Below are 22,786 nucleotides of genomic sequence, written 5' to 3'. Positions count from 1 at the left end.
CCGAGACGGAACTAAATTAGCAAGATACGGGCAAGCCTCGTCAAGCCCCCTGCATGCCGGTCCGGCGTTGTCTCAGCCGCGGTTGAGGCCAAGCGCTTCCGCCAGCCGCACGAGGTCGGCAACCGCCCGCACCCCCAGCTTCTTCATCAGGCTGGAACGGTGAAGCTTCACGGTAATCTCGCTGATGCCCAACTCGGCCGCCACCTGCTTGTTCAGAAGGCCGCGGGTCACCCCCGCCATCACCTCCTTCTCGCGCGGGGTCAGGCTGTCGTAGCGGGCGCGGCCGTCGGCCAGCACCCGGTCCTGGCTTCGCCGCTCGCCGTCGCGGGTCAGCGCCGCCTCCACCGCGTCCAGCATCTCCTGGTCACGGAACGGCTTGGTCATGAAGTCGAAGGCGCCCGCCTTCATCGCCTTGACCGACATCGGGATGTCGCCGTGGCCGGTGATGAAGATGATCGGCACGCGGATGCCGCGGGCGTTCAGCTGGGCCTGGAACTCCAGCCCGCTCATCCGCGGCATGCGGATGTCGGTCACGATGCAGCAGGTCGCGTCGGAAAGCTGGGCGTCCATCACGTCCTGAGCCGAGGCGAACAGACGGGTTTCCAGCCCGACCGAGCGGAACAGGCTGTCGAGCGACGAGCGCAGCAGCGGATCGTCATCGACGATCAGCACGATCCTGCGGTCCTGCGGGCTCTGCTCGGCCGGCCGGCCGGCCGTTGCGGATTGCATGGTCTTCGGTCACTCGCTGTTGCGGCGTCAGAATTCCAACGCCCGGGCAGCCGGCGGTCCGGATGGCGTGCGAAGGGGCGCCCCATGATGAACCGCGCCCCCACCCGCGGCACCTAACCTTTGGTATGGGGTGCCCCCATCCAAGGTTCGCAGCCATCTCGTGGACGTATGGTTCTGCCGGCCGACAAGGTCGCCCATATTGAAGGGAGTATTTTCCCCCGTCAGCAAGGCCGCTGTCATGAGCGCTTCGAGCCGTCCCTTCCCTTCCCTGCCTGCCGCAGCCTGTCCGGCTGGGGATGCCGGCCGCTAGCCGCCATGCAACCGGCCCCCGCCAGCGCGACCATCGCGATCGTCGAGGACGACCCCATCGTCCGCAACAGCCTGGGCAGCCTGATCCGCTCCTTCGGCTATCGCATCTCGCTGTTCGCCTGTGCAGAGGATTTTCTGGACGCACCGGCCGACGGCATCGGCTGCCTGATTTCCGACATCACCATGCCGGGAATGAGCGGGCTCGACCTGCAGGTCGCCGTCAAGGCCCGGATGCCGTCAATGCCGGTGCTTCTGCTGACGGCCTTCCCGGACCCGCGGATCCGCGACCGGGCGATGGCGGCAGGTGCGCGCATGTTCCTGGAGAAGCCCGTCGATCCCGACGACCTCCAGGCCATTCTGCACCGGATCCTGAAGGAAACCGCGGCGTCCTGACGTGCGGCGCCCACGCCTTTCGGGAGATGTCATAAGCCGTTTGGCGGTTATGAGGCCGCCGACGACTGATGTATCACCGATTCCAGTCCTCATTCCACTCAGCCGGCAGGTCCGATGGCATCGGGTATCGATCCTCTCCGGGACAGGGAAACGCCTGTGCCAGCCCGAGCCGCGGCGCCGGCTGCGGAGTGGCTGGACGACGCGCGGCCCGAACTGCTGGCCGGCGACGGGAACCGCAGCCTGCTGCGGCTGACCGGGGCCGACGGGACCAGCTGGCTGGCGGCGCGGACCGGCTGGGCCAACGAAGCCGCCGGCCGGCAGATGGACCATGAGCTGAGCCTGAAATCCCTGTTGGACAGGGACTGGGCGCTGGTCCCGGCCGACCTGCGGCTGACCCGCGACGGGCCGGTGCTGCTCTACCCCGACGACGGCGGGCAGCCCCTGTCCGCCCTCTATGCGTCAGGCACCGACCGGCCGCCGCTCGCCTGGTTTCTGGAGATCGCCGCCCAAGCCGCAACGTCGCTGGCCGAGGCCCACCGGCACCATCTGCTGCATGGCGCCCTGACCCCGCAGGCGCTGATCCTCGGCCCCGACGGAAGGGTCCGCCTGACCGGCTTCGAGGCGGGGCCGGTGGACCCTGCCGCCGGGAGCGATGCCGGACGCCGGCCCACCGCCTACACCGCGCCGGAAACGGCCGGACCGGAAGGCCGGCCGGGCGACGAGCGCAGCGACCTCTACGCGCTGGGGATCGTGCTGTTCGGCCTGCTGACCGGCCGCCTGCCGCTGTCGGGCGAATCCGCCGCGCAATGGCTGCACGCCCACATGGCGGTGCGGCCCCCATCGCCCAGCAGCCTGCGGCCGGACGTTCCGCCGATGGTGGACGCGCTGATCCTGAAGCTGATCGCCAAAGCGCCCGACGACCGTTACCAGACTGCGGCATCGCTGGCCGACGACCTGAAGCGCTGCCTGCGCGAGTGGACCGCCCATCGCCACGTCCCTGCCTTCGAACTGGCGCGGGCCGACCGCGTCCGCCGGCTGGCGCCGCCCGGCTCCCTGCTGGGACGGGAGGAGGAACTCGGCCGTCTGGACGAAGCCTATCGCCGCACCGCGGCGGGCGGTGCGGGGCAGCTGGTCTTCGTCGGCGGCGCCCCAGGATCGGGCAAATCGGCGCTGGTCGCCGACTTCATGCGGCGGCGGCTGCCGGCGGACGCCCGCATCGCCGCCGGCAAGACCGACCAGTATCAGCCCGCCGTTCCCTATGCCCCCGTGCTCCAGGCCCTGCGCCGGCTGGCGGCCGGGCTGGTCGCCGGCCCGCTGGAGGAATTGGAGGAGTTGCGCGGCCGGCTGGCCGAACGGCTGGAAGGGCAGCTGGCGCTGCTCCTCCACCTGCTGCCGGAGTTCGAGCCGGTGACCGGGCCGGCCGTCCACGCGCCGGACGATCCGTCCAGCCGGCAGCCGCTGCGCATCCGCCGCATGCTGACCGGCGTCCTGCAGACCTTCGCCCGCCCCGGTGCGCCGGTGGTGCTGTTCCTGGACGACCTGCAATGGGCCGACGACGCGACGCTGGCCTTCATCCGCGCCGTCGCCGACAGCCCGCCGCCGGGGGTGATGGCGGTCGCCGCCTACCGGGATACCCGCGCGGACATCAGGCCGGGCTTCCGCGGCTTCCTGTCGACGGTGCACGACGGTGCCGCAGCGCCGTCATGGATCGCCCTGCCGCCGATCGGGCCGCAGGCGACCGCCGCCCTGGTCGGGACGGTGCTGGACGAGCCGGTGGACCGGGCGGAGGAGTTCCTGCGGCTGATCGGCAAGAGGACCGGCGGCAACCCGCTGCACATCCTGCAGCTTCTTCGCACGCTGGCGGACGATGGGACGCTGCGCTACGACGCCGGCCGTTCGGCCTGGACCTGGACGGCCGGCGCGGCGGCCCTGCTGCCGGGCGGCGACACCGTCACCGACCTGCTGGTCGCCCGGCTGCGCCGCCTGCCGGCCGCCGGCCGGAACGCGCTACGGCTGCTCGCCTGCATCGGCAACGGCGCCGACGACCGGCTGCTGGCATCCGTAGCCGGGCTGCCCTCCACCGCAATGGAGGCGGCGCTCGCCCCCGCGGCGGCGGCGGGGCTGGTGCTGCGCGGGGAGGCCGGCGGCTGGGCGCTGGTGCATGACCGCGTACAGGAGGCGGCCTACGGGCTGACGCCGGCGGAGGAGCGGCCGGCACAGCATGCGGCCATCGCCTCGGCCATGCTCGATCTGTGGCCCGACCGCGGCCCGGAGGAGCTGTTCCGGATCGCCGCACAGATCGAGCTGTCGCTCGACGCCCCGCTGCGCGCCGGGCGGACCGGGGATTTCGCCGGCACCCTGATCGACGCCGCGGTCCAGGCGGTGGCCTCCGCCGCCCCCGGACAGGCGCTGACATATCTGGCGGGAGCCGACCGCATCCTGGGGGAGGAGCGCTGGACCCGCTCCTATCCGCTGGCATGGCGGGCCGGGGTGCTGACGGCCGAATGCCTGCTGGCGAGCGGCGACGCCGCCGGGGCGGACCGCGCCATCGGCAGGCTGTTCCGCCATGCGGACGGCGCCATCGACGGTGCCGAGGCCTACCGGCTGAAGGCGGCGCGGCTGACCGTGGCGTCGGACTTCCGCGGTGCGGTGCGGGTGGCGCTGGAGGGGCTGGCGCTTCTGGGGATCGACCTGCCCACCGACCCGCCGCCGGGGGCGGTCGCCGCCGCCTACGACCGGATCATGCGCCTGCTGGACGACCGGCCGGTCTCGGCCCTGGCCGACCTGCCGCGGATGGACAATCCGCGGATGGAAGCCGCCATGGCGCTGCTGACCGCGCTGGAGGCGGCCTTCTTCTACCCGGCGGGGGACCTGCTGCACCTTCACTTCGCGAGGATGGTGGAGCTGACGCTGACGCATGGCGTGACCGCCGCCTCGGCCCAGGGGATCGCGTGGTTCGGCGTGTCGCTCGCCACCGTTTTCGACAAGTACGAGGAAGGGTTCGCCTTCGCCTCCGCAGCAATGGAGATGGTGGACCGCCACGGCTTCGAGCGCTATCGCACCCCGGTCCTGGTGGCGCTGGACCAGGTTGGCCCCTGGACGCAGCCGCTGTCCTACGGCCTTGCGCAAGTGCGCGAGGCCAAGAGGGTCGGACACCGCTGCGCCGAGCTGCGCATGCTCTGCTACAGCTGCAATCATATCGTCTCCGACCTGCTGGCGATGGGGGAGCGGCTGTCCGCGGTGCGGGAGGAGACCGATCCGCTGATCGCCATCGCGCGGGATGCGGGATTCGACGACATCGTCGATCTGATGTCGACCCAGCGCGACTATGTGCTGTCGCTGCAGGAGGATGCGGGCCGGACGGTGGGCGCCTGGGAGGCCGCCTTCGAAGATCCGTCGACAGCGCCAAGCCGCACGCCGATGGCGGCGCTGTATTTCTGGACCTGGCAACTGCGCGGACAGGCCGCCCTGTACCACCGCGACTTCGCCCTGGCGCGGGCCAACCTGACACCGGCCTTCGGCATGACCTGGGCCGCGCCGGCCCACATCTCCGTCGGGGAGCTGACCTTCTACAACGCCGTGCTGCACAGTCAGGACCCCGGCCAGGCCCCCGGCCGGGACCGCGGTGAGGATCCTGCGGCGGCACGGGAGGAGGTGGCGCAGTGCCGGCGGAGGCTGGCCCTGTGGGCCGGCATCAACCCCCTGACCTTCCGCAACAAGCTGGCCCTGGTCGATGCGGAGACGGCAAGGCTGGAGGGCCGCGATGTCGAGGCGATGCGGCTCTACGACGAATCCGCGGCCGCGGCGGCCGCCGCCGGCTTCTCCCACGAGCAGGCGCTGGCCCATGAGCTGGCCGGCCGGCATGCCCTGTCGCTGCAGCTCGGCTACGCTGCCCGCGACCAGCTGAGGCTGGCGCTGGCCTCCTACCGGCGCTGGGGGGCGCTGGCCAAGGCGAGGGGGCTGGAGGCGGAATTTCCCTTCCTGGCCGCCGAAGGACCCGCCGAGGCCCGCCAGGGCATCGAGCATCCGGACATGGAGCTGGTGCTGAAGACCGCCCATGCCCTGTCGGAGGAGATCCTGCTGGACCGGCTGGTCGAACGGCTGATGGTCGACATGATCGTCCATGCCGGCGCCCGACGCGGCGCCCTGCTGCTGATGCGCGGGGACGAACCGCGGGTGGAGGCGACCGCGACCGTGATCGACAGCGACATCGTGGTGCGGCTGGCCGCCGACGTCTCGGCGGAGGATCAGGTGCCGGCTGCCGTCCTGCACACCGTGCTGCGCACCCGGCGGACGCTTTCCTCCGGCGATGCGGCGACGGCCGGCGGAACGGCGGGTTCCTTCCTTTGCCAGCCGCTGGTCAAGCAGGGCCGGCTGGTCGGCGTCCTTTATCTGGAAAACGATCTTGCGCTGAACGTCTTCACCCCGCGCAAGGCGGCGATGCTGGAGGTGCTGGCCCCGCAGGCGGCGAATGCGCTGGAGGCGGCCCGGCTTTACACCGACCTGATGCTGGAGAACCGCCGCCGCCAGGAGATGGAGGCGGCGCTTCGCGTCGCGCGCGCCGATCTGGCGCGGGCGAGCCACCTGACGGTCATGGGGGAACTGGCGGCCTCCATCACCCACGAGATCAGCCAGCCGCTCGCCGGCATCGTCGCCAGCGCCGGGGCCAGCCTGCGTTGGCTGAAGGCCGCGACCCCAGACGTGGCGGAAGCCCTGTCGAACCTGGAGGACATCCGCACCGCCGGCCTGCGCGTCGCCGACATCCTGCGCGCGCTGCGGTCGCTCGCGAAGCAGGCGCCCCTGGTGCTGGAGCCGCTGTCCGTCGATCCCCTGGTGGAGGAGGTGCTGACCCTGACCGCCGATGAGATCGGCAAGCGCGGCGTCCGCCTGACCGCCGACCTGCGCAGCGGCGGCGTCCAGGTGCGGGGCGACCGCACCCAGCTGCAGCAGGTAGTGCTGAACCTCGTCACCAACGCGCTGGATTCGATGGCCGGCCATGGCGGACAGCGCGAGCTTCTTGTGGAGAGCCGGGTGACGGACGGCGTGATCGCGGTCAGCGTCGCCGACACCGGCAGCGGCATTTCCGCCGACATCCTGGCACGGATCTTCGATCCCTTCTTCACCACCAAGGACAGCGGCATGGGGATGGGCCTGTCCATCTGCCGCTCGGTCATGTCCGCCCATGGCGGGTCGCTGTCGGCGGACAGCGGGAGCGGCGGCGGGGATGGCGGCGGCAGCCGGTTCACCTTCACCCTGCCCGTCGCAGGGTGACGATCCCGCCGGGCAAGCCTTGCCTTACGGCACGTGGCGGTTCAGCGCGTCGATCACCGTCCCCGGCGCCGACATGTGCGGCAGATGTCCGGATGCGTCGAGCACCTCCAGGACGCTGCCTGACAGATGGTCGTGCAGATACTCCGCCGCTTCACGGGTAACCGCGGAGTCCTCGCGGGTCTGGAGGATGACCGCCGGCACCGTCACCTCCGGCAGACGGCTGCGCAGGTCGCTCTGCAGGATGGTCAGCAGCAGCGACAGGGCCATGTCCGGACGCATCGCCCTCAGCGCGGCGACGAATTCCTGCACGGTCGGATCCTCCGCCGGGGCGGACACCACCATCTGTCCGAACTGTGCGGTCCAGCGCAGGTAATCGCGGGTGGCGCCGTCGATCAGGCCGTCGATGTCCGCCGGCTCGAAGCCGCCGCGATAGCCGCCGGTGTTGCGGTAGCAGGCCGACGCCCCCACCAGGACCAGCTTGCGGAACTGATAGGGGGCCTTGACCGAGGCAAGCGCCGCCACCATGCCCGCGACCGAATGGCCGACGCAGACGCAGCGCTCCACCTTCAGGGCGCCGAGGACCGCGACCACGTCGCGGGCGTAGGCGTCCAGCGTGCCGTAGCGGGCGTGATCGTAGTGGATCTGGTTGGCCGGTCCCACCCCCGCCAGATCGAACAGCACGATGCGGCAGCGATCCTTGAAGGCATCCACGATATGGCGCCAGGCGGACTGGTCGGTGCCGAATCCGGGAATGAGAACCATCGTCTCCTCAACCGACCCGACGACGGTGACGTTGTGGCGTTCCAGGACCGCGCTGCCGCTTTCGATCATCTTCGGATGGCCTGCTCAAGACGATTACGAATGCAACCATACTGTGCATCGCACGCGCAAGCAGGAACGTCTCGTCCGGCGGGACTCACCTCATTTCGGCGCGCTCGCAGCAGCCCCTTCATTCTGTGCCGCTTTGGCCGGGTGCCGTTTCAGCCAGTCCTGCAGCTGCCCGATCTCCCGGGTCTGGTCGTCGACGATCTTCTGGGCCATGGCCCGGAGTTCGGGATCCTTGCCGTATTTCAGCTGCACCTTCGCCATGTCGACGGCCCCGCGGTGGTGGGGCAGCATCATGCGCGCGAAATCCTGGTCGGGGTCGCCGGTCATCGGCTTGCGCATCTCGCGGTTCATCTTGCGCATGCCGTCCATATAGGCGTGCGAGGCCGGGTCCCTGGTCAACTGGTCCTGCGGCAGGTGATCGGGGGGCATGGCATGACCTTGGGCGTGGCCCTGCGTGCGGTCATGTCCGGGCTGGCCACTGGACTGACTGGCTGGCTGGGCCAGGGCGGTGCCGGCGATCAGAGCCAGCGCCGCGGCGCAAGGTGCCAGGACACGGCGGCATCGGGTGGTCGTCATGGTCTGCTCTCCCTTGGCATCGACGCCCCGCTGCATGCAGGCGCCTCAAGCAGACAACAGCCCATCCGAAGGGTGGTTCACCGCGACAGGTGAAGGCGGACCTCCTCCGCAGCCTGGACAACCGCCGCTTCCGCCTTCCGGACATGGCGGGTCATGCTGGCGAAGGAATGGGGAAGCGTGTCGTGCAGCACCAGACGGTGCGGGATCCGCGCCGCCTCCAGCCGCCGGGCGAGGCGCAGGCTGTCGTCGCGCAGGCAGTCCAGCCCGGCGGCCGCCACATGCAGCGGCGGCAGTCCCTGCAGATCGGCGAGCAGCGGGGCGGCGGCCGGGTCGCGGGTGATCCCGCCATGGCCGAGATACTGCCGCCAGTACCAGCGCATCCGCTCCGTCGTCAGGCCATAGCGTCCGTCGCCGAACAGCCGGTGCGACTCCGTGTCGAAATCATGGGCGAACATGCCGTAGAGCAGCATGCCGAAGGACAGCGGCGGTCCGGGTTCATCCCGCGCGTCGAGCGCCAGCCCGAGCGCGAGATTGGCCCCCGCCGAGTCGCCGCCGACGGCGATCCGCTCCGGGTCCAGCCCCTGGCCGGCGCCATGCCTCACCACCCAGCGCAGGGCGGCCAGCGCCTCCCCGCTGATGGGGAAAGCGCCGTTCCGGGGCGAGGCCGTAGGCGACGGCGCAGACCACGACACCGCTGTGCCGGGCGAGCAGCCGCAGCAGCCGGTCGTGGGTGTCGATGGAGTTCAGGACGAAGCCGCCGCCGTGGAAATAGATCAGCACCGGCAGGGGATCGGCAGCACGGAGACCATCGGTGGTAGGCGGCCGGATCAGGCGCAGGCGCAGCGGACCGGCGGGGCCGGCGGCCTCGACCTCCCGCACATCGGCCGGCAGCGCCGGGCCGTTGAGGAAGAGGTGATAGCGTTCCGCCGCGGCGCGCGCCTCGGCCAGCGGCAGGCGCAGCGGGTCGGCCGCCACCAGCCCGGCGCGGGCGGCCAGTTCGCCCAGTTCGGCGACCTGGGGGTCGAGCAGGTCGCGGTGAAGCGGCAGCAGGGTGTCGGGCATCCGAGATCTCCCCAGCCTCACAGGATGTAGGACATCACGAGATACAGCACCGCCTCGCCATCGCCGGCGTTGCGGTAGCGGTGGGGAACGTCGGCCTCGAACAGGATCGAGTCGCCTTCCTCCAGCCGGTGCTCGCCGTCGGCGGTGGTGATCTCGACTTGGCCGCGGCCGACCAGGATGTTCTCGACCGTGCCGGAGGAATGGCCGTCGGAGGACTCGTCGGCGCCGGGCGACAGGCGAAGCTCGTAGAACTCCACCTGCCGCTCGCCCTTCAGCGGGAACAGCGCGCGCGAGGTGAAACGGCCGTCACGGGAGGTCAGGCTGCGCTGCTCCGCCCGCCGGATCACCGTGGTCCCGGCGTCGCCGCCGGAACTGATCAGGCTGGAGAAGGACAGGTCCAGCGCCTTGGCGACCGTCCACAAGGTGCCGATGTCGGGGCGGTGGCGCCCCTCCTCAATGGCGGTCAGCAGCGCCGGGTCCGTTCCGGACAGCTGCGCCAGCCCGTCCACCGACAGTCCCTGGCGGCGGCGGAAGCCGCGCAGATTGTCGCCGATCACCCCGACCATCTGGTCGATGGACGCATGGGGAGACGTTTGAGGGGCGGTTTGCGCGGCGCTGCCGATCGTCATGGGTTCATGCTCCTGCAACAGGAATGACGGGCGACACGGACCGCGCCCGACGGGAGTCGGTATGATTGAACACCAGGTTTGCCTATTTATCAAGTAGGGTATTGACGTCGTTTTGTGTTATTTTATTGGATAGAACCCACAAAATAACTTTTTCTGCTTGTATATTGTGCTGCAGTGATCCCAACGACAAAAACGCCACGCCCGTCCGGGATGGTCGGACGGGCGTGGCGCTGGGCGGATCGACGCGGATGGGACGGACGCGGCCGTTACGGCAGGGCGGCGTCGGGGGTCGGAGCGTGGGACTTCACCTCGTTCCGGTGCCGCTCGGCGAAGCGTTCCAGCACACGGCGGGCGGCGTCGAAGGCATCGCGGATGGCCGCATCGGCGGTTTCGTGGCCATGACCGCCGGACTTGTCGCTGTGAACGACCAGTTCCTCTCCGGGGACGGTCAGGGCGACCTGGACGGTGAACTGCTTGCCCTGATGCTGGTGGCGGTGCGGAACCTCGAAGACCACACGCTTGGACAGGATGCGGCCGAAGAAACGGTCGAGCTTTTCGGCATGCTCGCGGATCAGATGCTCCAGGGCGGGAGACGGGTCGATGTTGCGGAAGGCGATCTGCAACGGTTGACGCATGTCCATACTCCTTGTTCGGCGCGCGGGACCGGCCTGGACGGCCGCTCTCCCGCGGGGCCCGGCGCCGACCCCGGTGCCGCTGAAGGGCTCTTGGGGTGGCGGGGACTTGATGAGGCCAGGATCGCACATCGGCAGAATCATGCATTAATCTGGGTCAATGCGGCCGTCGGTTGCCGGATGTAGACTCCCGCCCGTTTTCAGGTCAGGCCGATCGCATGGATCAGGCCAAGGCTGACCGCACCCAGCATGAGAAGGCAGAGGACGACCGCCGCGGTCACCCGTCCCCCCGCCCGCGCCACCGTCCGCACATCGACCCCCAGCCCGAGCGCCGCCATCGACACCACGGTCAGCAAGGTCGCCGCATGCCCCATCGGCGCCAGGGCCGCCTGCGGGATCAGGTCGAGGGACCGCAGGGCGATCATCGCCAGGAAGCCCTGGATGAACCACGGCACCAGATGATGGACCGGCGGCGTCCCAGGGCGGCGGGCGCCGCGCGTAGTCCCGTCGAGCCTCGGCGCCAGCAGCGACAAAATCAGGCACACCGGCCCCAGCATAAGCACGCGCACCAGCTTGACCAGCGTGCCGACCTGCACCGCCGTGGTGCCCAGCGGGGCGGCGGCGGCGATCACCTGCGGCACGGCATAGACGGTCAGCCCCGCCAGCGCGCCGTACTGCACTCCGCTCAGTTGCAGCCCCAGGCCGATCAGCGGCAGCCCCAGCACGACGGCCACCCCCAGCACGGCGGTGAAGGCGATGGAGGCGGCGACGTCGTCGCTGTGCGCATTGATCACCGGCGCCACCGCGGCGATGGCCGAGTTGCCGCAGATGGCGTTGCCGCAGGCCACCAGCAGCGCCATGCGCGGCGGCAGGCCGAGCAGCCGTCCGATCCCGAACCCCGCCGCCACCGCCACCAGGACCACCGCGGCGATGCCGAACAGAAGCGCCGGTCCCGCCGACAGGATGGTGGCGGCGCTGACCGTCGCGCCGAGCAGCACGACCGCCACCTCCAGCAGGACCTTGGCGGAAAAGGCGATGCCCGGCCGCCAGAGCGTCAACGGAGTCCACATGGTGCGCAGCGCGGTGCCGATCAGGATCGCCAGCACCAGCGCCTCGATCCAGGGCTCGCCGAACAGCCGCGCCTCCCCAGCCGGCGGCGAAGGCAAGTGCTGTGACCGCGGCGCACAGGGCGACGCCGGGCAGAACGGTGCGGATTTGGGAAAGGACGGAGCGTCCCGGCACCGGCCTTGCGGGTGCCATGGCGTCAGGGGGCATGGAAGGGGTCTCCAAAGGCGGTGCCGCAGGGGGCGGGGCCGCTTCGATACAGGGACTATGGAGACCACGACCGATCACATCCAACGCAAAGAAATGATGCGTTCGATCACTTCAACTTATCGAGCGCCCGCTCGGTCCGGCAGGCAATCCTCGAAATCCGGCAGTTGCCACGGCCCGCCGAGCGCGGCGTTGCGCAGCAGAAGCACCAGCTCGTCGCGCGACCGGGTGACCGCCGTGTAGAGCCAGCGCCAGCGGTGTTCCCGGAAGGCGGCGGAATCGTCCACCACCGTGACCGACGGAAACTCCGACCCTTGGGCCGCGTGGCAGGTGATCAGCCAGGCCCAGTCATAGAGCTGGATGTCCTTACCCACCCGCGGCTGGACCATGCCCTCGGTATAATGGGCCTGGAACATCCAGGGATGGACGATCAGCTTGCCGCGCGACCGCACCTCGTCCTCCATCTGCACGCCGAGCGACCACAGGCCGGCGTCGCGGCCCTGGGCCTCGGCCGCCGGGCGGGTCAGCGCGCCGATCATGCCGTTGTACAGCCCCTCGTCCTTCTGGTTGCGCCGGCAGATGACGCGCTCCCCCGCCTGCGGCATCACCGACTCGTGGCCGAGCAGCGAACGCATCCGCTTGGTGTAGGTGGTGCGGACGCGGTGGGTGCCGCAGATCGCCTGCGACGAGGGGCGCATCACCAGCGACTGGGTGCTGCGTTCCAGAGGCAGGACATGGACCTTGCCGACGGCGCCGAAACGGCGTGGCATCTCCTGCCGGCGCAGCAGGTGGGCGAGCCGAATCACCGGGCTTTCCCGCGCGGTGCGGTGCGGCTCGGTCAGGCGGAAATCGGGCTCGCCGCTGGTGAACAGTCCCTGGCCGGAGACCGGTGGCAGCTGGTAATCGTCGGCGATCACCAGGATCTTCTTGCCGGTGCGCAGCAGGTCGCGGGCCACGTCGTCGCCGATCATCGACCCCTCGTCGCAGACGATCAGGTCGGCATCGGCCATCGGGCCGTCGCTGCGGCGGGCGAAGAACAGCTCGCCGGTGTCGCCGTCCTTGCGCGGGGCGTAGAGCAGCGAATGCAGGGTCGCCGCCCCTTCGATCCCCTTCTGGCGCAGAACCTGCGCGGCCTTGCCGGTCGGCGCGCCGACCACGTAATCGCTCAGCCGGCGGCGGTCCTGCAGATGCTCCAGCACGAAGGCGGTGGTCTTGCTCTTTCCCGTTCCGGCCTCCCCGGCGAGCCAGAAGACCTGCGGCGCCTTATCGTCCATGTACCAAGCGTCGATCGCCTGGATGGCGCGGTTCTGCTCGTCGGTCGGGGTGTCGGATTGCATCGGGTCCAAACCAGGATCAAACCATGAATCAAGCCGGCACAGTAGCCCGCCCGGCTGCCCGCGGTCCAGTAGCGATCCGCCTTAACACAGTGCAATCACATTTGGATGCGGTTCGCCGCGAAAGCCCCTCTCCCCCTGCGGGAGAAGGGCTTTCGAAGCGCAGCGTCGTCGCTTGATCGCCGGATTCAGGATGCCGACACTGAAAGGATCCGAAGCGACAGCGCGCCGTTCCGGCGCGGCCATTCCACCACGTCGCCCAACCGACCGCCGGTCAGCGCCTCACCCAACGGGGATTGCCAGCTGATCCGGCCGGCGGCGGGATCGGCCTCCTCGCCGCCAACCAGCGTGAATGTCCATCTCCGGCCGGTCTCATCCTCGGCGACGACGACGGAGCCGAAGCCGGCCTCTTCCGCCGGGCCGGCCGGACGCATGACCACGGCGGCGGCCAGCCGGGCGCGCAGCAGGTCGGCGCGCCGCTTGGCGCTGCTCATCGCCTGCCGGTCCTCCGGCGCATCGGAACCGCGCAGTCTCGCGACATCGGCATCGGCCGCCGCAAGCTCCTCCTGCCAGGCGGCGACGGTGGCGGCGGACACATGCAGGGGACCGCTGACCTGCGGCAGCGGCCCCTCGGTTTCGGCATCGCTTTCCTTGACGAAGGCCCGGCTCATGGCGGCGCCCTCAGCCGAGCAGCGCCATGGCGGCGGCGGGGGCACAGCTCGCCACCCAGCCCTGACCGGGGGCGCCCACCACGTCGCTGAAATCCCGGTAGGGGCGGCCAAGCCGGACAGCAACCTCCTTGACGACGGCACGGCCGACGCCGGCCCCGACCACCGGCGCATCGTCCGGCAGGGGCGGCGTTCCGGCCGACAGCACCCGCGCGGCGGCATCGTGGATGCGGCGCAGCTGACGCTCGGTCAGATCGCCGGCCATCGCCCGCCAGACCGCCGGATCATAGTCGCCGGCATCGTGCCCGACCATGCGCGCCAGACGGCGCAGGCTGGCCTCGACCGTCTTCGCCCCGTTGTCGGCGGCGGGATGCTGGTCCGCGGCCTCGTCCAGCCGGCCCAGCACGCGATAGAGGTCGGCGCTGGTGGCGAAATACTCGGCCATCATCGGCAGCCGCTCGCCCGCGACCAGGGCGGTGCGCTCCATCGCCATCACCGCCGTGCGGGTCAGCCCGGTATAGAGCAGTTCCTCCACCGCCATCCGTTCATGATCGGTGACGCCGCGCGCCACCACCTCGCCGCCGCGCACCGGCACGATGTCCGTTGTGGTGCTGCCCATGTCCACCAGCAGCGCCGCCGGCAGGCGCCGGGCGACCACGGCGGCGGTCGCCATCCAGTTGGCCGAGGCCACCTCCATCACCTGCCCGCGTGCGTCCTGCGGTGACAGCAGCCCGCGCCGGCCGGCATAGACGCGCAGCCGCCCCGGCGGCAGGGCGGCCTCCATCCGCTCGATCAGCGTGTGGACGCCCTGGGTGCGGTCGTCGAACAGGTCGACCAGTTCGCCGGTCATCGTCACCACATGGTCGGCGCCCGCCGGCAGGCGCTCCAGCACGGTGGCAAGTGCTGCGTCCAGTTCCGCCAAGCCTTGCCAAAGCCGGCAGGGCACCTGCACCGCATCGCGCAGCCGGCCCTCCTCCGTCCAAGCGGCCTTCAGGTGGGCGCCGCCGATGTCCCAGCCGATCACGGTCGATCCTCCACGGGTGTCAGACATGCGCGGTCTCCAGGCCGGTGCCGGCCGATCCGGTGTGGAACAGCTCCAGGATGTCGCCCGCCGGGTTCCAGCCCAGCACCCGCGACAGCCCGACATAGCCGACGGAAAGGCGCGGGTTCACCTCCACCACCACCGGGCCATTGGACTCGGGGTCCTCCGGCCGGTCGATGAGGTCGACGGCGACATAGCCGCGCAGGCCCGGGATCGCGGCGGCGACGGCGCGGGCCAGCGGTTCCCAGGCGGCACGGCGGTGCTCCATCGCCCCGACCTCCACGCCATGGAAGTAGAAGCTTCCGGCCCCCCGCTCCACCCTTTGGCGGTTGCAGCCGAGCAGCCGCACCCCGCCGGCGGCATCGACCAGCATGGACAGGCTGCACGCCTCCCCCTCCACCAGCGGCTGGACGATCCAGCGGCCGGGATGGGGCGGCGTCCAACCGGCGATATCGTCAACGATGAAGGTGTCGAGGCAGCCGGCGCCGTCGTCCGGTTTCACCACATGGCGGGCGGCGGGCGGCGGCGGGGCGCCGAAGGGGACGGTGGGAATGGCCGCGATGCCGTGGGCGGCCAGCCGCGCCGCCGTTGCCGTCTTCGACGACGCGAGCGCGATGGCCTCGGCGGCGCAGGCGACCACCGGCCGGCCGGTGCCCCGGAACAGGGCGGCCACCTGCCCCGCCAGCCCGTCGCTTTCCGGCGCGATCGGCCAGACCACGTCGCACAGGGCGGCGGCCGCGCGCCAGCGCGCCTGCGGATCCTCGCCGGGCGCCACCGGGAACAGGGTGACCCGGTCGGGCGGCAGGGACGGCGGAGGAAGGCGGCTGTCCCGGCACAGGGTGACGTGCGTTCCATCCAGCGCGGCCAGATCGCCGGCCAGCGCCGCGACCATCGCGTTGGCTTCCGCCATCAGGTCGGTCGGCAGCGGCCCGTTGCACAGCGCGCCGCCGGTGACATATTCGCAGACCAGAACCCGACGAAGGCTGTTCTCCATGGACGTCGTTCCCGTCATCGACCTGCCGGGCGGGCAGGCGGTTCATGCAAAGCGGGGGAGCGGGGGCGCTGACGCGCCATCGGATGCGTCCCGACCGCAGGATCGGCATCCCAGGATATCGCGGCGGCACCGCCGGCGCCGCAACCCTTCCGCGCCGGCAGCGTCGCCGTCGCGGCACCGCCGGCTCGGGCGAGGGTCCGGACCCTCGCCCGCTCCGCCTCCGGTCAGGAGGCGGCGAAGGGGTGAACCGCGGCGGCCATGCCGTCCAGCATCTCCTTGGCGGTCGGGCTGCCGGCAATCGCGCGCTTCAACGCCAGCTTGGTGGCTTCATGGTTGTAGTCCTGGATCTTGCGGTCGTCCTCCGCCTGCCAATGGATGAAGACGCCGACGGAGATGAACAGGTCGTCGGCCTCGTCCGCCGGGATGGTGCCGTCCTCGACGCACTCGGCGACCGCCAGGGCGACGGCGCGCTGGGCCGGGCCGAACATCTGCACGGCCTGCTTGGCGTTCTTGATCGTCACCTTGTTGAACATGACCGTGGACGGCTTGACCATCAGGTTCGGCGCCAGCACGGCCAGCAGGCCGTTCACGCCTTCCTTCTGGTTGGTCAGGGTCTGGCAGAAGGCGGTCTCGGCGGCACTGCCGCGCGGACCGATGATGAGATCGATGTGAGCGACTTCGTTGCCGTCGCCCACCAGAGCTTCGCCGACCAGAACCTTGTCGATCTTAGGCATTGCGCATCCCTTGCGGTGGTTGGTTTCGTGAGGGTTGGTTGCAGGGGGCTCCGCCGGAAATCGTCCGGCGGCCACGGTCCGGCCGGCAGATCGCCGGCCAGCCGAAGCACGAACAGGCAGGCCACCGTCAGGTCGGCGGACGTGCCCGGATTGAGGCCGCGGCGCTTCAGCGCACGGTCGAAAGCGAGAAGCCGGCGGGCGGCACCCGAATGGCCGCCGAACGTCGGGCCGGTCGAAAGGCGCCGCTCCAGCCGGAAGGCCTGCTCCCGCACCCGCTCCGCCACCGCCGCGCCATGCTTGCGGGCGATGTGGGTGTCGGGGTGCAGCGCCATGAATCCCAGATGGACGGCGCTCGCCGTCTCCGCAGCGCTGGCGCCGCGCCGCAGGGCCGAGCGGCCGCGGGCCACGCCGAAGGCGAAGACGTCGGCGAAGGCGGTGGCATACTGCCGCGCGATCAGGTCGCGGTCGGCGGCAACCGCCATGGCCGCCCGCAGGTCGATGCGGGGCGCCGCGGCCACGTCATGCTGTGGCGCCTCTCCCAACCCGGCGGGCAGCGCAAGGCGGATGGCCGCGAAGGCGTCGGCGGCATCGGCGACGCTCAGCCCGTCGAGCACCCGCGCCAGCCGAAGCCGCAGCGGCTCGCCCTTGTCCCGGCACAGCGCGGCGGCGGCGAGCGGGGCCAGCAGCAGGACGATGCCGAGATTGGTGTTGCAGCCGGCGACATCCCGCGTCGCCGCGACGGCGTGCAGGATCGCCTCCCCCACCCGGCGGCCCGGCGTGGCGAGGATCGGGGCAATGGCGGCGGCGCTGTCCAGGAACTGCGTCACGCTCATGCCATGGCCTTCGGCATGGATGTGGACGTTGCCGGGCTTCAGCGCCATCAGCTCCAGCCGGCAGGCGGTGAACACCGCCTCCTCCACCAGGGCCCGGCAATCGTGACCCGGGGTCGGCAGCAGGGCGCTCATCCCGCCCTCCGCGCCTGAGCCGGCACTTGCGGGGCCAGACGGTCCAGGACCAGATCGGCCAGCGCCTGCGCCACGTCCACCGGCGTCACCGCCTGAAGGCCGCGCCAGGCCGGCATGCTGTTGACCTCCAGCACCAGGAACCGGCCGTCCGGCGCGCGGATCACGTCCACCCCGGCATAGTCGGCGCCGACAGCGGCGGCGGCGGCCACCGCCAGATCGCCCAGAACGCCCGCCGGACTGGCCGGATGGCAGCGCGCCCCCTGCTTGACGTTGGTAATCCAATGGTCGCCCTGACGGACCATGGCGGCCAGCGGGCGCCCGTCCACCACGAAGACACGCCAGTCGAACCAGCCGCCATCCGCAGCGCCGACATACTCCTGCAGGTGATAGACGCCGGCCACCTCGTCCGGTCCGGGCAGAGCCATGCCGGGATCGAGCCGCCGCAGCCCCTTGCCCTGCGACCCGAACAGCGGCTTCAGCACCGCGGCACGGCCCTCGGCATGGAGGGCGGCCAGGATGGCGGAGGCCTGGACCGGATCGGCGACGGTCCAGGTGCGCGGGGTCGGGACTCCGGCAGCGGCCAGCCGGAAGGCGGTGGCGCTCTTGTCGACGCAGCGTTCGATGGCGGCCGGATTGTTGGCCACCGGCACCCCGCCATGGACCAGCGCATGCAGCACGCCCAGCCGCAGCGTCACCTGTTCGAAACTGCCGGCGGAGATGGTGCGGACCAGACAGGCGTCGGGCACTCCGCCATCGGAACCAGGGCCTTCGAAGCCTGGAACCACCGGCCCGTCCGGGCCGAAACCGCAGGCGCTGAGCGACACCGCCACCGCCTTGGCACCGCGGCGGGCAAAGGCGGCGGTCAGCCGCCGGGTGTGCCAGTCGGCGCCGTCCACGAAGATGGCGATGCGGTTGCGTCCCATGGCCGCGCCCCTAGCCGCCGATGCCGAAGGAACGGTCGAGCAGCGCCGGGGCCAGCGCCCCGCCGCTGAAGCTCCGGCCGCTCTCGAAGGCGGTGACGATCACGCGGGCCGGGCTGAACAGCATCGGGTCGATCTTGAAGAAGTCGTAGCCGCTCGCCGCGAACAGGTCGGCGAAGGGGCGGCCGTAATCGGCGGAGGCCGAGCTGGGCAGGCGGGCCGCCAGATCGGCCGCATCGTCGTCCGGCCCGTCGACCAGCAGATGGACGCTGCCGCCGAACAGGATGGCGTCGTTGGTCCGTCCCATCGCCTGGACGAAGTCGCGGCCCGGCGGCGGCAGCGGGGCACAGCCGACGCCGTCGCGCACCCGCTCCAGCGGGAAATGCAGGGCGTGCAGCTTGTGCAGCCCCACCTCCAGCACGCGGGCGACGATCTGGACGATGCCGGCCGGGCTGCGGGTCGGCGTCAGGATCAGGGTCACGCGCTCCGCCGGCACGCCGCAATCGCGCGCCACCTTCTCCACCACCGAAGCCGGCGGCCGCTTGTCCGTCTCCAGCACCAGCACGGCGCGGTCGGCCATGTCGCGATAGCCGAGTTCGGCGAACAGCGGTTCCTTCACCGCCAGGGCGCGGCCGGGGCCGGAGCCAAGGGCAGAGAATTTCTCGCCCGACAGGCTCCAGCCGGCATATTGGCTGCCCAGGCAGGCCAGGACCGGATCGGCCGCACCCACCGTCACCTGCGCCGGCCAATGGGCGAAGGGGAGTCCATGGCGATGCGCACGCTGCCGGCGCCGCCCAGGCAGATCTCGGCGATGCGGCGCCCGCCCTCCAGGCTGCCGGGCCGGTCGATGCCGGCATCGATCACGGTGCAGCCGGCGGGATGCTGTTCCACCCCGATCCGCAGCATGGCGGCGTCGGCCACCAGCGCGTGGACCAGGGGGGCGGCAAGCCGGTTAACACTGAAGGGAAGGGACGACATCGCCGGTTTTCTCCGATTGGCAAGCCCGCCGCGCGCAGTCCGCGACGATGCGTTCGATACGGCTGGACAGACGGCGCCGCGCCTCCCCCTCGTCCCCGCCCCAGGCGGTGACGCTGCACAGCGGGTGTCCGGCCTCCAGGACGCTGCCGGCGCGGGGCAGGTCGGCGCACCAGGGGGGCCAGACGAACCCTGTGGGCATCGTCATCGCGGCGGCGGCATAGGCCACCGCCCCGGCGATGACGCCCGGACGCGGCGCCCCCAGGCTCCAGATGAGACCGGCCGCCGCGTCGAGATGGGCGCGCATCACCCCGCCCGGCCGGTGACGTTCGAGCAGGTCGAGCGTGGCGCCCGGACGCGGGTTGACCTCCAGCACCGTCGCGGAGTCTCCATCGACCAGAAGGTCCAGGCTGTTCAGCCCGACCAGCCCGAAAGCCGCGGCGATGCGGCGTGCCGCCTCCGCCAGCCGGTCGGCCAGTGAGGTCGGCACCGCCGCCGGCAGGACCGCCCCGCCGTAGCGGAAGGGTGCTTCCGCCGCCGGATCGGCCCATTGCCGGCTGATCGCCACCGTCTCGCACCGGCCGGTTCGGTCGGCGATGAAGGCGACGGACATCGCCCGGCCCGCCGCCCGCCGTTGCAGGCAATGACCGCCCGGCAGCGGAGCGCCGGTCCAAGGGGTGATGTGCCAGCCACCGGCGGCCCCCACCCGCTTGACCAGCCAGTCCCCCGGAACTGCATCGCCGGGAACCGCCGTCCGCGTTTCCGGATGGCCGATGCCCAACTCCTCCAGCCCCAGCGTCGCCAGCCGCGCGGCAAACCCCATCGGGTCCTTCACCGCCCGCACCACCTCCGGCCCGTTGCCGAGCAGGCGGTAGGGACCGGCCCGCATCAGGGCGGCCAACAGCTCGGGCGCCTGCTCGAACCCCGATCCGACGACCAGACCGCTGCCCGGCGGAACCAGCGCGCGGGCGGCGGCGATCAGCGCCTGCGCGTCGAAGCCGGCGACCGGATCGCCCGCCACGCGGCGTGCGGTCATCGGCAGGTCGGCGTCGCCGAACTGGTCCAGCGTCGCCGCGGCGGCCCCGGTGCGCGACACCGCCTGGGCGATGGCGCGGCCCGACAGGGCGGCGACCAGGATCACGCCGCTTTCCGGCATTGCGCGCGGGCCAGGGCGAAGGCGTCGTCGAAGGCCAGATAGACCGGCTTCGCCGCCTCGCGCATCGCCTTGAACAGGCCATGCTGGGTCTTGAACTTCACGTTTCCGATGGCGAGCGCGCCGATGCCGACCGCATCGGTCCCCTCGATGGCAGCGCCGTCGCTGAAGGCGTCCACCCCCTCCACCCCGGCCGGCGGCACCGCATTGACGTCGGCCACCACCCGCACCGAGGGGGCGGCGGCGATCTGCGCGCGGCTCAGCACCTGCACGCCGGCACGGGCGACGGCCAGAACCACGTCGGTCTCCGCCAGGATGGCCGCCTTGTGCGCGTCGGTCGAACCGTCCACCGCACCCAAGGTCACGCCGAACCGCTGACGGTAGGACTCCGCCCGCTCGGCGACGGAGGCGGCGCCGTCATGGCCGACCAGCCGCACCGACGCGCCGGCACGCGCGGCCAGCACCGCCGCGACGCCGCCGACCGGCCCCTTGCCGCCGAACACCGCGACCCGCGCCCCGGCCAGAGCCATCCCGGACTTCTCAAGCTGGGCCTCGACCTTCGCGATCATCGCCGCGGCGGTGGTGTAGGCGCCCGACGGGTCGGCGAAGACCGAGATTTCGAACGGCGGCACCATGGCCCGGCGCGCCTCCTCCAGCATGTCCAGCGCCTTCAGGATGTCACGCCCGGCGATGAACAGGCCGGTCCGCTTGGCATCGCCCGGGGCGCGGGAGAAGATCATGTCCTGGACAAGACCCGGAACTTCGCCAGTCTCGACATTGGTATACGGCACGACAACGCCGTATCCGGCATCGCAAGCCATGTTGATGTCGAATGGACTGACCGCCTTTACCGGAGTAATGGCGTGAATGATATAGGGCTTTTCCATGAAACGAAGTCCTTGGTTCGCTTCATGGCACTGTGTTTCACCTCACACGCTCACGCTGTCTTTTTTGCGACTGTTTCATATCCGGCAGCGACCGCGCTTCTTCCGGAGAAAGTCTCCACCACCGCACCGCGGTTCCGCCCCCGGCAGACGACGAAGCGCAGGTTGGTCCGCGTCCGCCAGCGAGCCCGTGCGCCCTCCGCCGCCCGCTCCGCCGATCCGGGGTCGCCGAAGATGGCGAAGCCGGTCGGCCCCCAGGAACTCTGCCCGACGCCGGCGGCGCCGACCGACGGCAGCCACCGCAGCACCTCCGCCACATCCGGACTGCTGAAGCGCCCGCCCTGCGCCGGGGCGAAATGGTCGCCGACCACGCTCTGCAGTTCCGTCACGGCAGCACCGAAGCGCATCGCGTCCCCCTCCGCCAGCGCGGGCAGCCCGACCATCAAAGCCAGCCGGCACAGATAGGCCGCCTTGTCCGCCGGAAAGGGCGGCAGGTCGCGGAAGGCGACCGTCTCGGCCGTGCCGGACAGGCCGCGGTTGGCGTCGTCGAACACAAGCAGCATCCGCCACGCGTCCGGCAGGGCCATCCGGCTGATGACCGGCGGCGGCTCATCCAGCGCGCCCTTGCCGCCGTCCAGGATGACGCCGCCCTGTTCGAAGGCACCGACCCCGATGCCCGACCGCGCCCCGCGGTCCAGCAGGCTGGCGACCCGGCGCGGCGGCAGCGGGCGGCCGGTCATCGCCGACAACGCGGCCCCGACGGCCAGGGCCAGCTGGGTGCCCGACCCCAGCCCGGAATGGGAGGGGATCGTCCGGCCCAGGCGCAGGGAATACCGGTCCTCCAGACCCAGCGCACCGCACAACCGGTCGAGATACCCCCGCGCCCGGTCGGTCGGGCGGTCCGGACCGTCGCCCGCCGGGTCGCCCCGCATCAGCGTCAGTTCCGTCCCCAGCCCGTCGAGCGTCAGACCCAGGCTGCCGAAGCGCCGGCCGAGCCCGCCCTCCATATCGAGGAATCCAAGATGCAGCCGGGCGGGCACCTCCACCCGCACCGCGTCGACCGTCATTCGCTGTTCGCCGCAAATCATGGCCTACCTGTCGCAAAAGCCAAGGCGACCAGCCGCCTTTCGGACATAATAAAATCGACGGCGATAAAATCAACGAGTTCAAAAATAAAAATTTACATAAACCAAATAACTATCGCTTTTACCGACCCGATAATCTCATTCATCCGATGAATTGGGACGCGTTTTTCTATGAGCTTTCTGTGGCACTCCTCTTTCTTGACATCACGCGCGGGGTATAGGACATGGACAGCGAACTCGGCGGGAGCGATCTTCCGCCTCTCATGAGCGATGTCGTTTGCCCGTTCTGCGCAATGGCCTGCGACGACCTGACGGTTGCACGCGACCGGGC

At 70.8% G+C, this 22,786-nt stretch carries 19 protein-coding genes and 2 pseudogenes; 2 read left to right on the top strand and 19 right to left on the bottom strand.

Translation table 11 applies throughout. The annotated features are described in order from the left end of the window. Positions 1–72: 72 nt before the first annotated feature. The gene (locus AB8P05_RS16790) at positions 73–729 is read right to left on the bottom strand and encodes a response regulator transcription factor (RefSeq protein WP_472759421.1); all 657 of its coding nucleotides are present in this window, start codon (positions 727–729) and stop codon (positions 73–75) included. Positions 730–1,044: 315 nt separating this feature from the next. Between AB8P05_RS16790 and AB8P05_RS16785 the strand changes: the two genes are divergently transcribed. After that, the gene (locus AB8P05_RS16785) at positions 1,045–1,431 is read left to right on the top strand and encodes a response regulator transcription factor (RefSeq protein ID WP_455173568.1); all 387 of its coding nucleotides are present in this window, start codon (positions 1,045–1,047) and stop codon (positions 1,429–1,431) included. 156 nt (positions 1,432–1,587) lie between these two features. After that, positions 1,588–6,702: a trifunctional serine/threonine-protein kinase/ATP-binding protein/sensor histidine kinase gene (locus AB8P05_RS16780; protein WP_472759420.1), complete on the top strand. Its 5,115-nt coding sequence runs from the start codon at positions 1,588–1,590 to the stop codon at positions 6,700–6,702. Between the two features lie 24 nt (positions 6,703–6,726). Here the strand turns inward: AB8P05_RS16780 and AB8P05_RS16775 are convergent, their stop codons facing one another. The 18 genes and pseudogenes from AB8P05_RS16775 to AB8P05_RS16690 form a co-directional block, all read right to left on the bottom strand. Continuing rightward, positions 6,727–7,533, bottom strand: coding sequence for an alpha/beta fold hydrolase (locus tag AB8P05_RS16775; RefSeq protein WP_472759419.1), 807 nt, complete (start codon positions 7,531–7,533; stop codon positions 6,727–6,729). A gap of 90 nt (positions 7,534–7,623) precedes the next feature. After that, entirely contained in the window at positions 7,624–8,142 is a 519-nt protein-coding gene (copM, locus tag AB8P05_RS16770) for a CopM family metallochaperone (RefSeq protein WP_472759418.1), read from the bottom strand. Between the two features lie 41 nt (positions 8,143–8,183). Further along, on the bottom strand, positions 8,184–8,708 hold the full coding sequence (locus tag AB8P05_RS16765; RefSeq protein ID WP_472759417.1) for an alpha/beta hydrolase fold domain-containing protein: 525 nt from the start codon (positions 8,706–8,708) through the stop codon (positions 8,184–8,186). After that, positions 8,602–9,168, bottom strand: coding sequence for an alpha/beta hydrolase fold domain-containing protein (locus tag AB8P05_RS16760; RefSeq protein WP_472759416.1), 567 nt, complete (start codon positions 9,166–9,168; stop codon positions 8,602–8,604). The genes AB8P05_RS16765 and AB8P05_RS16760 overlap by 107 nt, the downstream gene beginning before the upstream one ends. A gap of 17 nt (positions 9,169–9,185) precedes the next feature. After that, positions 9,186–9,797, bottom strand: a complete 612-nt coding sequence (locus AB8P05_RS16755; protein WP_472759415.1) for a helix-turn-helix domain-containing protein — start codon at positions 9,795–9,797, stop codon at positions 9,186–9,188. 266 nt (positions 9,798–10,063) lie between these two features. Next, positions 10,064–10,432, bottom strand: coding sequence for an HPF/RaiA family ribosome-associated protein (locus AB8P05_RS16750; RefSeq protein ID WP_472759414.1), 369 nt, complete (start codon positions 10,430–10,432; stop codon positions 10,064–10,066). Between the two features lie 197 nt (positions 10,433–10,629). Then, positions 10,630–11,704, bottom strand: a pseudogene (locus tag AB8P05_RS16745) (YeiH family protein). A 116-nt stretch (positions 11,705–11,820) separates the two neighbouring features. Then, on the bottom strand, positions 11,821–13,038 hold the full coding sequence (locus tag AB8P05_RS16740) for an ATP-dependent DNA helicase (protein WP_472759413.1): 1,218 nt from the start codon (positions 13,036–13,038) through the stop codon (positions 11,821–11,823). Positions 13,039–13,223: 185 nt separating this feature from the next. After that, entirely contained in the window at positions 13,224–13,706 is a 483-nt protein-coding gene (locus tag AB8P05_RS16735) for a GreA/GreB family elongation factor (RefSeq protein WP_472759412.1), read from the bottom strand. A 10-nt stretch (positions 13,707–13,716) separates the two neighbouring features. Further along, positions 13,717–14,754, bottom strand: coding sequence for a hydantoinase/oxoprolinase family protein (locus AB8P05_RS16730; protein ID WP_472759411.1), 1,038 nt, complete (start codon positions 14,752–14,754; stop codon positions 13,717–13,719). Further along, on the bottom strand, positions 14,747–15,739 hold the full coding sequence (locus AB8P05_RS16725) for an ATP-grasp domain-containing protein (RefSeq protein ID WP_472759410.1): 993 nt from the start codon (positions 15,737–15,739) through the stop codon (positions 14,747–14,749). The genes AB8P05_RS16730 and AB8P05_RS16725 overlap by 8 nt, the downstream gene beginning before the upstream one ends. 224 nt (positions 15,740–15,963) lie before the next feature. Then, positions 15,964–16,464, bottom strand: coding sequence for a formaldehyde-activating enzyme (gene fae, locus AB8P05_RS16720; protein ID WP_455173973.1), 501 nt, complete (start codon positions 16,462–16,464; stop codon positions 15,964–15,966). Further along, positions 16,347–17,438, bottom strand: coding sequence for a triphosphoribosyl-dephospho-CoA synthase (locus AB8P05_RS16715; protein WP_472759409.1), 1,092 nt, complete (start codon positions 17,436–17,438; stop codon positions 16,347–16,349). The genes fae and AB8P05_RS16715 overlap by 118 nt, the downstream gene beginning before the upstream one ends. After that, entirely contained in the window at positions 17,435–18,361 is a 927-nt protein-coding gene (locus tag AB8P05_RS16710) for an ATP-grasp domain-containing protein (protein ID WP_472759408.1), read from the bottom strand. The genes AB8P05_RS16715 and AB8P05_RS16710 overlap by 4 nt, the downstream gene beginning before the upstream one ends. A gap of 10 nt (positions 18,362–18,371) precedes the next feature. After that, a pseudogene (mch, locus tag AB8P05_RS16705) lies at positions 18,372–19,336 on the bottom strand (methenyltetrahydromethanopterin cyclohydrolase). Beyond that, the gene (locus AB8P05_RS16700) at positions 19,311–20,474 is read right to left on the bottom strand and encodes an ATP-grasp domain-containing protein (protein ID WP_472759407.1); all 1,164 of its coding nucleotides are present in this window, start codon (positions 20,472–20,474) and stop codon (positions 19,311–19,313) included. Before AB8P05_RS16700 ends, mch begins: the two are co-directional and overlap by 26 nt. Continuing rightward, the gene (locus AB8P05_RS16695) at positions 20,471–21,373 is read right to left on the bottom strand and encodes an NAD(P)-dependent methylenetetrahydromethanopterin dehydrogenase (protein ID WP_472759406.1); all 903 of its coding nucleotides are present in this window, start codon (positions 21,371–21,373) and stop codon (positions 20,471–20,473) included. Before AB8P05_RS16695 ends, AB8P05_RS16700 begins: the two co-directional genes overlap by 4 nt. Positions 21,374–21,423: 50 nt before the next feature. Next, positions 21,424–22,437, bottom strand: a complete 1,014-nt coding sequence (locus tag AB8P05_RS16690) for a beta-ribofuranosylaminobenzene 5'-phosphate synthase family protein (RefSeq protein ID WP_472759405.1) — start codon at positions 22,435–22,437, stop codon at positions 21,424–21,426. Between the last annotated feature and the right edge of the window lie 349 nt (positions 22,438–22,786).

The organism is Azospirillum sp. VT-I1, from assembly GCF_055698305.1.
Note: the sequence above shows the minus strand (reverse complement) of the source record. Positions and strands in the feature narration are given on the sequence as shown.

Excerpts from the sequence above, each read along its gene's own strand:
- AB8P05_RS16695 (WP_472759406.1), bottom strand. The coding sequence starts at position 21,373 with ATGGAAAAGCCCTATATCATTCACGCCATTACTCCGGTAAAGGCGGTC.
- AB8P05_RS16710 (WP_472759408.1), bottom strand. The coding sequence starts at position 18,361 with ATGGGACGCAACCGCATCGCCATCTTCGTGGACGGCGCCGACTGGCAC.
- AB8P05_RS16775 (WP_472759419.1), bottom strand. The coding sequence starts at position 7,533 with ATGATCGAAAGCGGCAGCGCGGTCCTGGAACGCCACAACGTCACCGTC.
- AB8P05_RS16690 (WP_472759405.1), bottom strand. The coding sequence starts at position 22,437 with ATGACGGTCGACGCGGTGCGGGTGGAGGTGCCCGCCCGGCTGCATCTT.
- AB8P05_RS16760 (WP_472759416.1), bottom strand. The coding sequence starts at position 9,168 with ATGCCCGACACCCTGCTGCCGCTTCACCGCGACCTGCTCGACCCCCAG.
- AB8P05_RS16730 (WP_472759411.1), bottom strand. The coding sequence starts at position 14,754 with ATGTCTGACACCCGTGGAGGATCGACCGTGATCGGCTGGGACATCGGC.
- AB8P05_RS16715 (WP_472759409.1), bottom strand. The coding sequence starts at position 17,438 with ATGAGCGCCCTGCTGCCGACCCCGGGTCACGATTGCCGGGCCCTGGTG.
- AB8P05_RS16790 (WP_472759421.1), bottom strand. The coding sequence starts at position 729 with ATGCAATCCGCAACGGCCGGCCGGCCGGCCGAGCAGAGCCCGCAGGAC.
- AB8P05_RS16755 (WP_472759415.1), bottom strand. The coding sequence starts at position 9,797 with ATGACGATCGGCAGCGCCGCGCAAACCGCCCCTCAAACGTCTCCCCAT.
- AB8P05_RS16750 (WP_472759414.1), bottom strand. The coding sequence starts at position 10,432 with ATGCGTCAACCGTTGCAGATCGCCTTCCGCAACATCGACCCGTCTCCC.
- copM (WP_472759418.1), bottom strand. The coding sequence starts at position 8,142 with ATGCAGCGGGGCGTCGATGCCAAGGGAGAGCAGACCATGACGACCACC.
- AB8P05_RS16725 (WP_472759410.1), bottom strand. The coding sequence starts at position 15,739 with ATGGAGAACAGCCTTCGTCGGGTTCTGGTCTGCGAATATGTCACCGGC.
- AB8P05_RS16785 (WP_455173568.1), top strand. The coding sequence starts at position 1,045 with ATGCAACCGGCCCCCGCCAGCGCGACCATCGCGATCGTCGAGGACGAC.
- AB8P05_RS16735 (WP_472759412.1), bottom strand. The coding sequence starts at position 13,706 with ATGAGCCGGGCCTTCGTCAAGGAAAGCGATGCCGAAACCGAGGGGCCG.
- AB8P05_RS16740 (WP_472759413.1), bottom strand. The coding sequence starts at position 13,038 with ATGCAATCCGACACCCCGACCGACGAGCAGAACCGCGCCATCCAGGCG.